General features: G+C 70.0%; 13 protein-coding genes. 10 read left to right on the forward strand and 3 right to left on the reverse strand.

Features of this window, described 5'->3' with window-relative positions; all coding sequences use genetic code 11:
- The first annotated feature begins 15 nt into the window (after positions 1-15).
- Positions 16-1,017 carry a 4-hydroxyproline epimerase gene (locus FHS55_RS05605; protein WP_183188733.1) on the forward strand — a complete coding sequence of 334 codons (1,002 nt, stop codon included), beginning with the start codon at positions 16-18 and terminating at the stop codon, positions 1,015-1,017.
- A gap of 69 nt (positions 1,018-1,086) precedes the next feature.
- On the opposite strand, the gene FHS55_RS05610 is transcribed toward FHS55_RS05605, so the two are convergent.
- Positions 1,087-1,554, reverse strand: a complete 468-nt coding sequence (locus FHS55_RS05610) for a MerR family transcriptional regulator (protein WP_183188734.1) — start codon at positions 1,552-1,554, stop codon at positions 1,087-1,089.
- Positions 1,555-1,622: 68 nt separating this feature from the next.
- Between FHS55_RS05610 and FHS55_RS05615 the strand changes: the two genes are divergently transcribed.
- Positions 1,623-3,950, forward strand: a complete 2,328-nt coding sequence (locus FHS55_RS05615) for a heavy metal translocating P-type ATPase (protein WP_183188735.1) — start codon at positions 1,623-1,625, stop codon at positions 3,948-3,950.
- A gap of 31 nt (positions 3,951-3,981) precedes the next feature.
- Here the strand turns inward: FHS55_RS05615 and FHS55_RS05620 are convergent, their stop codons facing one another.
- Positions 3,982-5,592 (reverse strand): bifunctional aminoglycoside phosphotransferase/ATP-binding protein, encoded by a 1,611-nt coding sequence (locus FHS55_RS05620; protein ID WP_183188736.1) that lies wholly within the window; start codon positions 5,590-5,592, stop codon positions 3,982-3,984.
- 130 nt (positions 5,593-5,722) lie between these two features.
- Between FHS55_RS05620 and FHS55_RS05625 the strand changes: the two genes are divergently transcribed.
- Positions 5,723-6,781, forward strand: a complete 1,059-nt coding sequence (locus FHS55_RS05625) for a threonine aldolase family protein (protein ID WP_343056005.1) — start codon at positions 5,723-5,725, stop codon at positions 6,779-6,781.
- Here FHS55_RS05625 and FHS55_RS05630 read toward each other — a convergent pair whose 3' ends face one another.
- Positions 6,782-8,167, reverse strand: a complete 1,386-nt coding sequence (locus FHS55_RS05630) for an aminotransferase-like domain-containing protein (protein WP_183188738.1) — start codon at positions 8,165-8,167, stop codon at positions 6,782-6,784.
- Between the two features lie 394 nt (positions 8,168-8,561).
- Between FHS55_RS05630 and FHS55_RS05635 the strand changes: the two genes are divergently transcribed.
- The 7 genes from FHS55_RS05635 to FHS55_RS05665 are packed head-to-tail and all read left to right on the forward strand — an operon-like array spanning position 8,562 to position 14,234.
- The gene (locus FHS55_RS05635) at positions 8,562-9,044 is read left to right on the forward strand and encodes an MSMEG_0572/Sll0783 family nitrogen starvation response protein (RefSeq protein ID WP_183188739.1); all 483 of its coding nucleotides are present in this window, start codon (positions 8,562-8,564) and stop codon (positions 9,042-9,044) included.
- 35 nt (positions 9,045-9,079) lie between these two features.
- Complete coding sequence (locus FHS55_RS05640; protein WP_210286874.1) at positions 9,080-10,150, forward strand: Nit6803 family nitrilase; 1,071 nt, start codon at positions 9,080-9,082, stop codon at positions 10,148-10,150.
- Positions 10,068-11,210 carry an MSMEG_0568 family radical SAM protein gene (locus FHS55_RS05645; RefSeq protein ID WP_183189225.1) on the forward strand — a complete coding sequence of 381 codons (1,143 nt, stop codon included), beginning with the start codon at positions 10,068-10,070 and terminating at the stop codon, positions 11,208-11,210. Before FHS55_RS05640 ends, FHS55_RS05645 begins: the two co-directional genes overlap by 83 nt.
- Entirely contained in the window at positions 11,207-11,782 is a 576-nt protein-coding gene (locus FHS55_RS05650; protein ID WP_183188740.1) for an MSMEG_0567/Sll0786 family nitrogen starvation N-acetyltransferase, read from the forward strand. The genes FHS55_RS05645 and FHS55_RS05650 overlap by 4 nt, the downstream gene beginning before the upstream one ends.
- Position 11,783: 1 nt before the next feature.
- Entirely contained in the window at positions 11,784-12,788 is a 1,005-nt protein-coding gene (locus FHS55_RS05655; RefSeq protein ID WP_183188741.1) for a sll0787 family AIR synthase-like protein, read from the forward strand.
- Positions 12,785-13,954, forward strand: a complete 1,170-nt coding sequence (locus FHS55_RS05660; protein ID WP_183188742.1) for an MSMEG_0565 family glycosyltransferase — start codon at positions 12,785-12,787, stop codon at positions 13,952-13,954. The genes FHS55_RS05655 and FHS55_RS05660 overlap by 4 nt, the downstream gene beginning before the upstream one ends.
- A complete protein-coding gene (locus FHS55_RS05665) occupies positions 13,947-14,234 on the forward strand; it encodes an MSMEG_0570 family nitrogen starvation response protein (RefSeq protein ID WP_183188743.1) in 288 nt (95 codons plus the stop codon). Before FHS55_RS05660 ends, FHS55_RS05665 begins: the two co-directional genes overlap by 8 nt.
- Positions 14,235-14,255 lie beyond the last annotated feature (21 nt).

The following is a 14,255-nucleotide window of genomic DNA, read 5'->3' on the forward strand; positions in this document are numbered from 1 at the left end:
CAACGAGTAGCCCCCATGGCGCGACACAGCTTCTTCTGCATAGACGGCCACACCTGCGGCAATCCGGTGCGCCTGGTCGCCGGCGGCGGGCCGAACCTTCAGGGTTCGACCATGCTGGAAAAGCGCGCGCATTTCCTGCGCGAATTCGACTGGATCCGCACCGGGCTGATGTTCGAGCCGCGCGGCCACGACATGATGTCGGGCTCCATCCTCTATCCCCCGACCCGGCCGGATTGCGACGTCGCCATCCTGTTCATCGAAACCTCGGGCTGCCTGCCCATGTGCGGGCACGGCACCATCGGCACGGTGACCATGGCCATCGAGCACGGGCTTATCACCCCGAAGACGCCGGGCGTCCTGATGCTCGATACTCCCGCCGGCGTGGTGAAGGCCGAGTACCGGCAGGAAGGGCAATATGTGGAGGAGGTGCGCATCACCAACGTGCCCGCCTTCCTCTATGAGCGCGGCCTCACCGCCGAGTGCCCCGGCCTCGGCGAGATCGCCGTCGACGTCGCCTATGGCGGGAATTTCTACGCCATCGTCTCGCCGCAGGAGAATTTCCGCGACATGGCGGACTTCACCGCCGGCGAACTGATCGGCATGAGCGGCGCGCTGCGCCGCGCGCTGAACGAGAAATACGCGTTCGTGCACCCGGAAAAGCCGGAGATCCGCGGCCTCTCGCACATTCTCTGGACCGGCGCGCCGCAGCACCCGGAAGCACACGCGCGCAACGCCGTGTTCTATGGCGACAAGGCCATCGACCGCTCGCCCTGCGGCACCGGCACCTCCTCGCGCATGGCCCATCTCGCCGCGCTCGGCGAACTCAAGGTCGGCGACACGTTCATCCACGAGAGCATCATCGGCTCGCTGTTCAAGGGCCGGGTCGAGGCGCAGGTGAAGGTGGGGGACCGCGACGCCATCATTCCCTCCATCGGCGGCTGGGCCCGCATGACCGGCTACAACACCATCTTCATCGACGACCGCGACCCCTTCGCCCACGGCTTCGTGGTGGTGTGAGCGGACTGCGGCTGAATCCGCAGGACGCCGACGCCCATGACCGCGGTGCCGGCCCGGGAGCGAGCGGGTTCAGCGCCCGATCCCGCCCGGCTCGGCGGGGCCGTGATGGTGGCGGCACTCGCCGTGATCGGCGAGGATCTCGATCACCCGGCATGCCGCGACATGGCCGTGCGAGCAGCCTTCCACCATGCGCTGCAGTTCCGCCTTCAGCGCGGTGAGGCTGGCGATGCGCCGCTCCACCTCGATCAGCCGGTCGCGGGCGATGGCATCCGCCGCCGCGCAGGGCTGCTCCGGCTGGTCCTGCAATTGCAGCAAGGTGCGGATCGCCTCGATCTCGAAGCCGAGCTCGCGCGCATGGCGGATGAAGGCGAGCCGGCGCATGTCGGCCGCGCCATAGGAGCGGCGTCCCCCTTCCGTGCGCGGCGGCGCCGGGAGAAGGCCGATTTCCTCGTAATAGCGAATGGTCGGCACCTTCACGCCGCTCGATCGCGCCGCCTCGCCGATGGTGAACGTTCCGGCCGGCTCAGTCCTGCTCATTTCCCGCTTGCTCCTCTAGTCGCTAGAGGAGCTAGGGTCGTGCCGGCCGTGAGACAAGAGGTGACACCATGTCCGCCGTGAAAACCCGCTACCGTATCGCCGGGATGGATTGCGCCTCCTGCGCGACGAAGATCGACACCGCGGTGCGCCGGGTGGCGGGCGTCGCGGAGGTGTCGGTCTCGGTCACGGCCGGCACCCTGACCGTGGATCACGAGGGCGCCGACCTCGCGCTGGTGGAAAAGCGCGTCGCCGGCCTCGGCTATGGCATCGTGCCGCTTCCAGTCGCGAGCCACCCGGCCGCAGCGGCGCCGGCTGGCGATCACGGCCATGAGCACGACAGCCATGCCCATGGCGCGTGCTGCGGGCACGATCATGATCCCACCCATGATGATGGCCATGACCATGGCCATCACGATCACGAAGCCCACGATCATCAAGGTCACGGCCATCAGGACCACCCGGGCCTGGTCGCCGCCGCGCCGGCGCCCCGCGCGGCGGCCGAGAGCCATGGGCACGACCACACGCATATCGACGGCGACGGGCCGTGGTGGAAAAGCCGCAAGGCGCGGCTGACCCTCGTCTGCGGTGCGGCGCTGGCCGGCGCCTACGCGGTCGGCCATTTCCTGCCATGGCTCGATCCCTGGATCTTCATCGCGGCGCTGCTGATCGGCCTCGTGCCGATCGCCCGGCGCGCCGTCATGGCCGCGCTGTCGGGCACGCCCTTTTCCATCGAGATGCTGATGACCATCGCCGCCGTCGGCGCGGTGATCATCGGCGCGTCGGAGGAGGCGGCGGCCGTCGTATTCCTGTTTCTGGTCGGCGAATTGCTGGAAGGCGTCGCCGCCGGCCGGGCGCGCGACAGCATCCGCGCGCTGACCCGGCTGGTGCCCAAGACCGCGCGCCTCCTCGAGAACGGCACCACCCGCGAGGTGCCGGCCGAGAGCCTCACGGTCGGCGCCGTCATTCTGGTGCGGCCGGGCGAGCGCATCCCCGCCGATGGCGAGGTACTGGAGGGAAGCGGCGCGGTGAACGAGGCGCCGGTGACCGGCGAGAGCGTGCCGGTGGCCAAGCGGCCGGGCGATGGCGTCTATGCCGGCACGGTGAATTTCGACGCGGCACTCACCATTCGCGCCACCACCGCGCCCTCCGACAACACCATCGCCCGCGTCGTGCGGCTGGTGGAGGAGGCGCAGGAGAGCAAGGCCCCGACCGAGCGCTTCATCGACCGGTTCTCGCGCTGGTACACTCCCTTCGTCGTGGGACTGGCGGCGCTGGTCGCCGTGGTGCCGCCGCTCGTCTTTGGCGCCGCATGGGATGCGTGGATCTACAAGGGCCTCGCCATCCTGCTCATCGGCTGCCCCTGTGCGCTGGTCATCTCGACCCCCGCGGCCATCGCGGCCGGGCTCGCCGCCGGCGCACGGCGCGGCCTGCTCATCAAGGGCGGCGCGGTGCTGGAAGTGCTGCGCAACATCGACACGGTGGCGCTCGACAAGACCGGCACGCTCACGGCAGGAAAGCCGAAAGTGACGGACGCGATCGCTTTCACCGGCGATGAGAACGCGCTGCTCGCCCGCGCCGCCGCGCTGGAGGCCGGCTCCACCCATCCGCTCGCCAGCGCCATTCTGGCGGAGGCCGCCATTCGCGACCTCGAGGTGCCCGGCGTCCAGAACGCCGGCGCGGCGAGCGGCGAGGGCGTCACCGGCACGGTGGAGGGCGTGACGCTGTTCCTCGGCTCGCCCCGGGCGGCGGGCGCGCGCGCGCCCCTCACCACTGAGCAGAGCGCGACCATCGACACGCTGAACGATGCCGGCAAGACGGTCTCCGTGCTGCTGGCGGATGGGGCGGCCGAAGGGCTGATCGCCATGCGCGACGAACCGCGCCCCGATGCCGCCGCCGGCCTTGCCGCGCTGAAGGCGGCGGGCATCCGCACCCTCATGCTCACCGGCGACAATGAGCGCACCGCACGGGCGATCGGCGCCGATCTCGGCATCGAGGTGCGGGCCGGGCTGATGCCGGCCGACAAGCAGCGCATCATCGTCGAGTTGCAGCGCGAGGGGCGGAAGGTCGCCAAGGTCGGCGACGGCATCAACGACGCCCCCGCGCTTGCCAGCGCCAATGTCGGCATCGCCATGGGCGGGGGTACCGATGTCGCGCTGGAGACGGCGGATGCCGCCGTGCTGCACGGGCGGGTGGGCGATGTCGCCGCCATGATCGACCTGTCCAAGGCGACGATGGGCAATATCCACCAGAACATCACCCTCGCGCTCGGGCTCAAGGCGGTGTTCCTCGTCACCACCATTGCCGGCATTACCGGGCTGTGGCCGGCCATCCTCGCCGATACCGGGGCCACCGTGCTGGTGACGGCCAACGCGCTGCGACTGCTGCGCAGACGCTGAGCCGGCAAATCACTTCGCCCGGATGGCGCGCCTATCGGTGTACGGCGCGCCCCAGCGCGGCTTGCGCCCGCGCCAGCAGTTCCTCCGGCGTGCCGGCGGCGCTGAGACGGATCCAGTCCAGCTTGCCGACCTCGCGCTCCGCCTGCTGCTTCAGCACCTCCACAGTGGCGTCGGAGGCATCGCCCCGCCGCGCCTCGACGCGGGCGGCCAGCGCATCCACCGGCGCCTCCAGCCAGAGGCCGGAAAAGCCGAGGCCGGCCTGCTGCGCGACCGCCGCGAGGGCGTCGCGCTCCTCGGGCCGCTGGTGCACGGCATCGACCACCACGCCATGGCCGCTCGCCAGCACGGCCGCGGCCCGCGCGCGCAGCGTCGCATAGACCTCTTCCGTCGCCTCCCTCGTATAGGCGGCCGGCGGCAGCCGGTCGAACTCGCCGACCCCGGCGAGGCGCTTCCGCTCGACATCGCTGCGCAGATGCACCGCGCCCGGCAGCGGGCCGATGGCGGGGGCGAGATGGGCGGCCAGCGTGCTCTTGCCGGTGCCGGACAGCCCGCCAATGGCAAGGAGGCGCGCCGGCACCGGCGTCAGTGCCACTTCGGCGAAGGCGAGATAGGACAGCGCTTCCGCCCGCCCCGCCTCCAGCGCCGCGCCGGTGCGATGGGCCAGCGCCGCCGCGCTCACCTGCGCCCTTATCCCCGCCCGCAAGGCGAGGAACAGCGGCAGCGCCGCGAGCCCGTCATAGGGCGGGGCGGCGCCGCGAGCCTTGAGATAGGCGTTGAGCAGGCGATTGGCGGCCAACGCCTCGCCGCGCGAGCCGAGATCCATCAGCAGGAAAGCGAGGTCGTAGAGAAGGTCGATCGTGGCGAGGCCCTCGTCGAATTCCAGCGCGTCGAACAGCACCGGCGCGCCGGCGATCCGCGCGATGTTTCGCAGATGCAGGTCGCCATGGCAGCGCCGCACCTCCCCTTGGCCGGCCCGAGCCGCGAGAAGCGGCGCCAGCCGGCCGAGCGCGGACCCCAGCATGGCCTCCAGCGCGGCGACGCGGGCCGGGGCGAACAGTTCCGGCCTCTCCCGCAGCCCATCCACGACCCCGGCGGCAACGCCGGCGAGCGCGCCCGGCACGTCCCATTCCGGGTGCCGCGGGGCGCGCTCATGCGCGGCCGCCACCGCCTGCGCCAGCGCGTCGATCAGTTGATTATCGAGCCCACCCCGTGCGGCGACATGATCGAGCGTCGCCTCCTCATCGAAGCGGCGCATGTGCACCGCCCACTCGACGATATCGCCGGCCCCACCCAGATGAAGCCCGCCGGCCCGCGCCACGATGGGCACCAGGCCGAGATAGTGGCCGGGCGCATTGTCGCGGTTCACCTCCAGCTCGCGCCGGCAGGCGGCGTGCCGACGCTCCAGCGTGGAGAGGTCCATGAACGGGAAACGCACGGCGCGCTTCACCTTGTAGACGTCCTTTCCCGCCAGAAAGACCACCGCGCCATGCGTATCGATCCGCCGCACCGGCCCGCTCATGCCATGCGTCGCCGGATCGGCGAGCCGCGCGAAGACCCGCTGCTGGTCGGCGACGACAGGATCGGCGGGCGAGATGGCTGGGGGCGAGATGGCTGGGGGCGAGATGGCTGGGGGCGTGTTCATCGCCCCAGTCTAGAACGCCGCGCCCGCCCCGGCATCCGGCGTTATGCGAGCGGCGCGGACGGGCATCCCGGTTGCGCGGCGAACGGCTATAAGGGAGGTTCCGTGCGACCGACCTTTCAGGAATCCTCCCGTGACCGATGAGACCCGTTCCCTGCCGCGCCAGCCCGGCTTCGGCAGCGATAATGTGGCGGGCCTTTCGCCCGCCATCCTCCAGGCCCTCGCCGCCGCCAATGAGGGGCCGATGCCCTCCTATGGCGCCGACCCGATTTCGCGCCGCGTCGAGGAAAAGCTCTGCGCCCTGTTCGAGCGCGAGGTGGCCGTGCTGCTGGTTTCCACCGGCACGGCGGCCAATGCGCTGTCGCTCGCCCTGTTCAGCCCACCCTGGGGCGCGGTGCTGTGCCATGCCGGCAGCCATATCGAGAATGACGAGTGCGGCGCGCCGGAATTCTTCACTAGCGGCGCCAAGCTGGTGCATGTGGCGGGCACGGATGCGCGGATCGACCCGGAGGCGCTGCGCGCCGCCACCCGGCTGAACAAGGGCGACGTGCACGGCGTGCAGCCCGCGGTGGTCTCCATCACCCAGGCGAGCGAACTCGGCACGCTCTATTCGCTGGAACACACCCGCGCCATCGGCGCCGTCTGCCGCGAGGCGGGGCTGCCGCTGCACATGGACGGCTCGCGCTTCGCCAATGCGGTCGCAGCGCTCGGGGCGAGCCCGGCGGAACTGACCTGGAAGGCGGGCGTCGACATCCTGTCCTTCGGCGCCACCAAGAACGGGGCGATGGGGGTCGAGGCGATCGTGCTGTTCGATCCCGCCCGCGCCGGCGAACTGGCCTTCCGCCGCAAGCGCGGCGGGCACCTCTCCTCCAAGATGCGCTTCCTCGCCGCGCAGATGGACGCCTATCTCGACGACGACCTGTGGCTCGCCAATGCCCGCCAGGCCAACGCGATGGCCGCGCGGCTCGATGCCGGCCTGCGCGTCATCCCGGGCGTCGACGTCAATGGCACGGTCGAGGCCAACATGCTGTTCGCGCGGCTGCCGCAGCCGATGATCGACGGGCTTCTGGCCCAGGGCTTCCGCTTCTACACCGACCGATGGGGCGCCGGCGTGGTGCGGCTCGTCACCTCCTTCGCCACCCGCGAGGACGATGTCGACGCCCTGCTGGCGGCCGCGCGCGTGCTCGCCTGATCACATCACCGAGGACACGGCCTCGGGCGACTGTTCCAGCGCATGGGCGATGTAGTCGAGCGCGGAGCGGATCTGCGCCCGGCTCGCCGGCCCGCCGAGGCACACGCGCACCGCCTCGCGCGCCGGCCCGCCGGCGGTGAAGGCATCGCTCGCCACCACGCCGATGCCGGTGCTGCGCATGTGGCCGACAAAGGCCGAGCGGGTCCACGCCGCCGGCAACTCGATCCAGAGATTGAAGGCCAGCGGGTCGGCGCGGAACGAGCCCGCCGGCAGGATCTCGGCGGCCAGCGCCTGCCGCGCCTGCGTCTCCGCGCGGATGAAACGCAGCAGAGTGTCGGCCGTGCCGTCCTCGATCCAGCGCGTGGCCAGCGCGGCGGTGAGCGGGGAGGCCATCACGCTCGCCGTGCGCAGCGCCGCCGCGAAGGGATAGCCGGCGCGCGTATCGGGCACCACGACATAGGCCGTGCGCAGCCCCGCGCCGATGCATTTGGCCAGCCCCGCCACATGCCAGGTGAGATCGGGCGCGATGGCGGCGAGCGGCGGCGGCCCATGCGGCGGGATGAAGCCATAGGCGTCATCCTCGACGATCGGCACGCCGAAGCGCCGCGCCACCTGGGCGATGGCCGCGCGCCGCGCCTCCGGAATGGTCAGCGTGGTCGGGTTCTGCAGCGTCGGGTTGAGATAGAGCGCCTTGGGCGCCAGCGTGCGACAGGCCTGCGCAAAGGCATCGGGGTCGATACCCTCAAGGTCCATCGGCAATCCGTGCAGCTTGAGCCCCAGTTGCGCGGCGATGGCGCGCGCGCCGGGATAGGTGATCGCCTCGCACAGCACACATTCGCCCGGCCGGGCGAGATGTCCGAGAATGCCGAGCAGGGCGGGATGCGCGCCCGGCGTGACGAAGATGCGCTCCTGCGAGGGCACCATGGCGCGCCGCCCCAGCCAGGCGGAAGCTGCGTCCTTGTCCGCCCGCGTGCCGCCGAAGCCCTGATAGCGCAGCAGCGCCACCAGATCGCGCGCGACCTCGGCGAGCCCCTCCTGCATGCGCGCGATGAGGGCCGGATCGTCCGGCTCGGGCGGCAGGTTCATCGAGAGGTCGACGGCGGTGGACCGCGCGGGGGTGGCGGCGCGCGTCTTTGGGCGCGGCGCACCCACCACGAACGTGCCCTGACCCACCCGCGATTCGACGAGGCCTCGCTTCTGCGCCTCGACATAGCCGCGCGCCACGGTGGTGAAATCGATATCCAGCCGGCTCGCCAGCTTGCGCTGCGGCGGCAGCCGGTCGCCGATGGCGAGGCGGCCGCTGCGGATATCCTCGCCGATCAGGTCGGCGATGGCGAGATAGCGCGGCTTGTCGGAACGGGAGAGGTCGGGTGTCCAGTCGGCCATCTCAGTCGGTCTTCCTGTCTTGGTCGCGGCAACGGCGGCCGCGCTTCGGCGTGGCGTTCCGGTCCCGCGCAATCCATGCACGGCATAATTGACTGTATAATGTTGCAGAGGTGGCCTGTCACCCCTGGTCCAACAATTGCTGCGTCCGGAAGAGTACGAAGCTATTCCTGACAGCTGCCCGCAAACCAAGCAAAACCCTGCCTGTTCGCTGCGCGCACGCCCAGAGTTTCAACAGCCCGGAATCGGCGGCCGAGCCCAGATTGAATGTATAATTGAATGTAATTTGACTGTTTTGCTGATTCTTTTTGCATTCCATCAATTGGCACATTGATTGCAATTCCAGATGGCGTGGCCCGGCAGCGCTGCCGGCCCCGTTTCACTTGAGGAGAGCGACATGGCCACCATCACCGTCCCCGCCCATCAGAAGGGCGACGTTCTGGTCGATTTCGAGGACAAGAAGTTCGAGGACGTCAAAGCCGCCCCCGGCGAGAAGGCGCTCATCACCTTTCACACCGTCGCCTTCGAGGGCTCGATCGGCCTCGTCAACCTGCTGCAGGCCTCGCGCCTGATCCAGAAGGGGTTCGAGACCTCGGTTCTGCTCTATGGCCCCGGTGTCACGCTCGGCGTGCAGCGCGGCTTCCCCAAGCTCGGCGACGAGGCCTTTCCCGGCCACCTGAACTTCAACAACCGCATCGAGAAGATCCTCAATGACGGCGGCAAGGTCTATGCCTGCCGCTTCGCCCTGCAGGCGCTGTACGGGCATGGCGAGGGCGCGCTGATCCCCGGCATCATCCCGGTCAGCCCGCTCGACGTGCTCGACATCATCCTCCTGCACCGCCGCGACAACGCCTTCATCCTCGATACCTGGACGCTCTGAGCGTCCGGGTCCCCACCGCATCCGAGGAGACTGCAATGGCCGGAAAGAGAATCGCGGAAAAACGGGTCGTGCGCGTCGGCGCGGTGCAGATCGCGCCCGACCTCGATAGCCTGGAGGGCACGCTCACCCGCGTGCTCGCCGCGCTGGACGAGGCGGCGGGCAAGGGCGCGGAGCTCGTGGTGTTTCCCGAGACCTTCGTGCCCTGGTACCCCTATTTCTCCTTTGTCCTGCCCCCGGTTCTCACCGGCGCGGAACATCTTCGGCTCTATGAGAATGCGGTGGTCGTGCCCGGCCCGGTGACCGAGGCGGTGGCGGCCAGCGCCCGCCGCCTCGGCGTCGTGGTGGTGCTGGGGGTGAACGAGCGCGACCATGGCTCGCTCTACAACACCCAGCTGGTGTTCGACGCCGACGGCACGCTGGCCCTCAAGCGCCGCAAGCTCACCCCGACCTTCCATGAGCGGATGATCTGGGGCCAGGGCGACGGCGCGGGGCTGAAGGTGGTCGACACCGCGGTCGGCCGGGTCGGCGCGCTGGCCTGCTGGGAGCACTACAATCCCCTCGCCCGCTACGCCCTGATGGCGCAGCACGAGGAAATCCACGTCGCGCAGTTTCCCGGCTCGCTGGTCGGGCCGATCTTCGCCGAGCAGATCGAGGTGACGATCCGCCACCACGCGCTGGAATCGGGCTGCTTCGTGGTGAATTCCACCGGCTGGCTCACCGACGAGCAGATCGCCCGCATCTCCCCCGACGAAAAGCTGCGCCGCGCCCTGACCGGCGGCTGCATGAGCGCGATCATCTCGCCCGAGGGCAGCCATGTGGTGCCCCCGCTGACCTCCGGCGAGGGCATCCTCCTCGCCGATCTCGACATGGCGCTGATCACCAAGCGCAAGCGGATGATGGATTCGGTCGGCCATTACGCCCGGCCGGAACTGCTCAGCCTCAATCTCGACAACCGGCCGGCTGTGCCCATGCAGCAGGCCGCTCCCTCCTTCACCAGCTACGGGAGTGCGACCGATGAAACCGATGGATCCGGCGACCGATCTTCAGCCGATGCCGACCGAGCATCTGATCAACGAGTTGCAGTCCTACGGGGTGCGGCTCGTTGATCCGGCGGCCGGCGCGCCCTCGCGACGCGGCGGTGCCGGCCCGTCGGACCACAAGGCGATCACCCTCGACGGCATGACCGTCATGGTGCCGGTGCACACCGCGCCGGCCTTCGAGAGCCCGTATCTGGTGGAAAAGCCGGATGCCTTCGGCCGCAGCCGCATCAGCCGCGACGGACTGGTGCTGGGCGAGGTATCGTTTCCGCTGCAGCCGAAATTCTACGGGCTGAGCACCGCCGAGGGCATCCCCTATTCCAGGATCGCCGTGCTGCATGGCCGCGATGTGCTGGCGACCACGGTGCTGCAGACCTGCATCCGCTACCAGAGCCGCACCAAGACCTGCCAGTTCTGCGCCATCGGCCAGTCGCTGGCGGCGGGCCGCACCATCGAACGCAAGACCCCGGCCCAGCTGGCGGAAGTGGCGAAAGCCGCCGTGGAGCTGGACGGCGTCAAGCACATGGTGATGACCACCGGCACGCCGCCGGGCAAGGACCGCGGCGCAGCCCTCCTCACCGAGAGCGCGGCGGCGGTGAAGGCGGCGGTGAACCTGCCCATCCAGGTGCAGTGCGAGCCCCCGGACGACGATGCGTGGTTCGCCCGCATGTTCGACGCCGGCGCCGACGCGCTCGGCATGCATCTGGAAGCCTGCACCGAGGAGGTGCGCCATGCCATCATGCCAGGCAAGGCGCAGGTCTCGGTGGAGCGCTATTTCGAGGCTTTCGCGGCGGCCGTGCCGGTGTTCGGGCGGGGCCAGGTCTCCACCTACATCCTCGCCGGCCTCGGCGACACGCGCGAGGATATTCTCGGCGTGTGCGACCGGCTGACGCGGATGGGCGTCTACCCCTTCGTGGTGCCCTTCGTGCCGATCTCCGGCACGCCGCTGGAGAGCCACCCGACGCCCTCCCCCGCCTTCATGAATTCCATCCTCGGTCCGCTCGCCGGCATGCTGCTGGCCACCGGGCTCAAATCCATCGATGCCAAGGCGGGCTGCGCCAAATGCGGCGCCTGCTCGGCACTCGCGACCTATGAGCGGCGGGGAGTCGCGCCAGGGGCCTGTTCATGATGTTCGAACCCGTCCGTCCCTTCATCGCCGCCGACTTCCAGGTGAAATTCGCCACCGCGACCTGGGAGCGGCGCTGCGCCGCGCAACTGCGCCGACAGGTGTTCTGCGCCGAGCAGGGCCTGTTCGGCGGCCGGGACGACCGCGACAGCCTCGATGACGTCGCCATCCCCATCGTCGCGCTGTCCATGCTCGGGGTGATGGCGGACGATGTGGTCGGCACGGTGCGCATCCATGAAGCCGAACCCGGCACCTGGTGGGGCTCGCGCCTCGCGGTGGCCGAGGACTATCGCAAGGTCGGAGCGTTGGGGGCGGCGCTCATCCGCCTCGCCGTCTCCTCCGCCCATGCGCGCGGCTGCACCCGCTTCCTCGCCCATGTGCAGAGCCAGAACAGCCTGCTGTTCCGACGGCTGCACTGGAACATCCTCGAGGAGACGGAGCTGCACGGCCGCGCGCATGTCCTCATGCAGGCGGACCTTGCCTTCTATCCCCCGATCGCCGACGCGGAGACCGGCTTCCACGCGCAGGCCCGCTCGGCGCTGGCCGGTTCGGCTTCGATGCGGAGGGCGGCCTGACATGAGCGGCTCGCCCTTTTCTGCCACCGCCTTCGAGGCCCTCGCCGCCGCGCTGCGCGGCTCGGCCGGCCTGATGGCCAAGGCCGATATCGGCCTTGCCGCTGCCCGGCTTGGCCTTGGCGAGGGGTCCGCGATCCGGGTCGGCGACGATTGTGCGGCGATCCCCGACGGCGACGGCTTCCTGCTCCTCGCGATCGAGGGCTTCATGAACCGTTTCGTCGCCGGCGACCCGTGGTTTGCCGGCTGGTGCGGGATGATGGTCAACATTTCCGACATCGCCGCCATGGGCGGACGCCCGCTCGCCGTGGTCGACGCGGTGTGGGCGGATGGCGAGGAGGGGGCCGCACCGGTGCTGGACGGGCTGCGCGCCGCCTCCCAGCGCTTCGGCGTGCCGATTGTCGGCGGCCATACCAATCTCTCCACCGATCGCGGCCAGCTCTCGGTGGCCATTCTCGGCCGCGCGAAAAAGCTGCTCACCTCCTTCGACGCCCGCCCGGGCGAGACGCTGATCGCCGCCATCGACCTGCGCGGGCGCTACCGCGAACCCTTCTCCAACTGGGAAGCCGCCACCGAGGCCCCCGCCGAGCGGCTGCGCGGCGATCTGGAACTGCTGCCCTTCATCGCGGAAAGCGGGCTCTCCCGCGCCGCCAAGGATATCAGCCAGGGCGGCGTGGTCGGCACGAGCGCCATGCTGGCGGAAGCCTCCGGCGTCGGCGTCGAGATCGAGCTTTCCCGCGTGCCCGCGCCGGAGGGGGTGGACCCGGCCCGCTGGCTGATGAGCTTCCCCAGCTACGGCTACCTCATCTGCGCCCAGCCGGCCCATGTGCCGGCCATCCTCGCCGCCTTCGAGGCGCGCGGTATCGCCAGCGCCGCCATCGGCACCCTCACCGCCGATCGCCGCGTCACCGTGGTGAATGGCGGGGCGCGCGAGACCATCTGGGATTTCGCCACCCGCCCGCTCATCGGCTGCGGGCCGACCACCGCGCCGCGGGAGGATGCGGCATGAGACGCGATCCCAGCCCGAATCTGCGCATCGCCATCCTCGCCCATTCCACCAATCCGCGCGGCGGCGTGGTGCACGCGCTGGAACTCGCCGACGCGCTGACCCGCCTCGGCCATGAAGCGGTTGTGCATGCACCGGACGCCAAGGGCGCCGGCTTCTTCCGCCCCACCCGGTGCGGCACGGTGAGCGTGCCGGCTTCGCCCGTCGGGACGGATATCGCCGAGATGGTGAGCATTCGAATAGCCGACTATGTAAATTACTTCGAAACTCCGGCCCACCGCCGCTTCGACGTGTTTCACGCGCAGGACGGCATTTCCGGCAACGCGCTGGCTGTACTGAAGGCGCGCGGGCGGATCTCCGGCTTCGCGCGCACCGTGCACCATGTCGATACCTTCGCCGATCCCGCTTTGATGGCCCTGCAGCGGCAGGCGATCATCGCCGCCGACCGGCACTTCGTGGTCAGCCGGCTCTGGCAGGATCTGCTGTTCGAGACGTTCGAGGCGCGCCCGACGCTGGTCGGCAATGGCGTGGACCGGCAGCGTTTCTCCCCCCTGCCGGATGGAAGGGAAACCGCGCTCGCCGCCGGGCTCGGCGTCGGGACCGGGCCGATCGTGCTCAGCGTCGGCGGTGTGGAGGCGCGCAAGAACACGCTGCGTATCCTTGAGGCCTTCGTCGCGCTGCGGGCGCTGCACCCGAGCGCGCAGCTGGTCATCGCCGGCGGCGCCTCGGTGCTCGACCACCAATCCTATCAGCAGCTTTTCGCCGCCGCACTGCAGACGAGCGGGCTGCCCGACGGGGCGGTGGTCATCACCGGGCCGCTGCCGCAGGCCGACATGCCCGCGCTGTATCGGCTCGCCCATGCGCTCGCCTTCCCCTCGGTGACGGAAGGCTTCGGCCTCGTCGCGCTGGAGGCGATGGCCTGCGGGGTGCCGGTGGTGGTCTCGCACATCCTGCCCTTCACCGAGCATATCGGCGCGGACGAGGCGGTGTGGTGTGATCCGACGAATTCCGGCTCGATCGCCAACGCGCTTGCCGCCGCGCTCGATCCCTCCCTCGCGGCGCGCCTTGCCGCGCAGGGCCCGGTGGTCGCCGCCCGTCATGACTGGACGGCCACCGCCCGCGCCCATCTCGCCGTCTATGAAAGCCTCGCGGAGCCCCTCCATGCCTGAAATGACCTTCACCATTCGCTGGCCGGACGGAACGCGGGAGCACTGCTATTCGCCCTCGCTGGTCATCAAGGACTATCTCTCCCCCGGCGCCAGCTACTCCTTAGCCGACTTCCTTGGTCGCAGCCGCGAAGCCTTGACCATCGCCAGTGATCGGGTCGCGGCGCGCTATGGCTTTGCCTGCTCGCGCGCGCTCGGCCAGCTCGCCCGGCTGGAAGCGGCCGGCGGCACCTTTTCCACCCATCCCGATGCGCGCGTCGTCGTCGAATCCTTCGACGCGTGATCGCGCGCGCCCGACACCGGA

This window comes from Ancylobacter tetraedralis (assembly GCF_014195655.1).
Lineage (GTDB): Bacteria > Pseudomonadota > Alphaproteobacteria > Rhizobiales > Xanthobacteraceae > Ancylobacter > Ancylobacter tetraedralis.

What these genes read in the sequence shown, in the direction of transcription:
- FHS55_RS05640 (WP_210286874.1), top strand. Translation starts at nt 9,080, where the DNA reads ATGGCCGGAAAGAGAATCGCGGAAAAACGGGTCGTGCGCGTCGGCGCG.
- FHS55_RS05645 (WP_183189225.1), top strand. Translation starts at nt 10,068, where the DNA reads ATGGATCCGGCGACCGATCTTCAGCCGATGCCGACCGAGCATCTGATC.
- FHS55_RS05650 (WP_183188740.1), top strand. Translation starts at nt 11,207, where the DNA reads ATGATGTTCGAACCCGTCCGTCCCTTCATCGCCGCCGACTTCCAGGTG.
- FHS55_RS05605 (WP_183188733.1), top strand. Translation starts at nt 16, where the DNA reads ATGGCGCGACACAGCTTCTTCTGCATAGACGGCCACACCTGCGGCAAT.
- FHS55_RS05630 (WP_183188738.1), bottom strand. Translation starts at nt 8,167, where the DNA reads ATGGCCGACTGGACACCCGACCTCTCCCGTTCCGACAAGCCGCGCTAT.
- FHS55_RS05665 (WP_183188743.1), top strand. Translation starts at nt 13,947, where the DNA reads ATGCCTGAAATGACCTTCACCATTCGCTGGCCGGACGGAACGCGGGAG.
- FHS55_RS05655 (WP_183188741.1), top strand. Translation starts at nt 11,784, where the DNA reads ATGAGCGGCTCGCCCTTTTCTGCCACCGCCTTCGAGGCCCTCGCCGCC.
- FHS55_RS05660 (WP_183188742.1), top strand. Translation starts at nt 12,785, where the DNA reads ATGAGACGCGATCCCAGCCCGAATCTGCGCATCGCCATCCTCGCCCAT.
- FHS55_RS05610 (WP_183188734.1), bottom strand. Translation starts at nt 1,554, where the DNA reads ATGAGCAGGACTGAGCCGGCCGGAACGTTCACCATCGGCGAGGCGGCG.
- FHS55_RS05615 (WP_183188735.1), top strand. Translation starts at nt 1,623, where the DNA reads ATGTCCGCCGTGAAAACCCGCTACCGTATCGCCGGGATGGATTGCGCC.
- FHS55_RS05620 (WP_183188736.1), bottom strand. Translation starts at nt 5,592, where the DNA reads ATGAACACGCCCCCAGCCATCTCGCCCCCAGCCATCTCGCCCCCAGCC.
- FHS55_RS05635 (WP_183188739.1), top strand. Translation starts at nt 8,562, where the DNA reads ATGGCCACCATCACCGTCCCCGCCCATCAGAAGGGCGACGTTCTGGTC.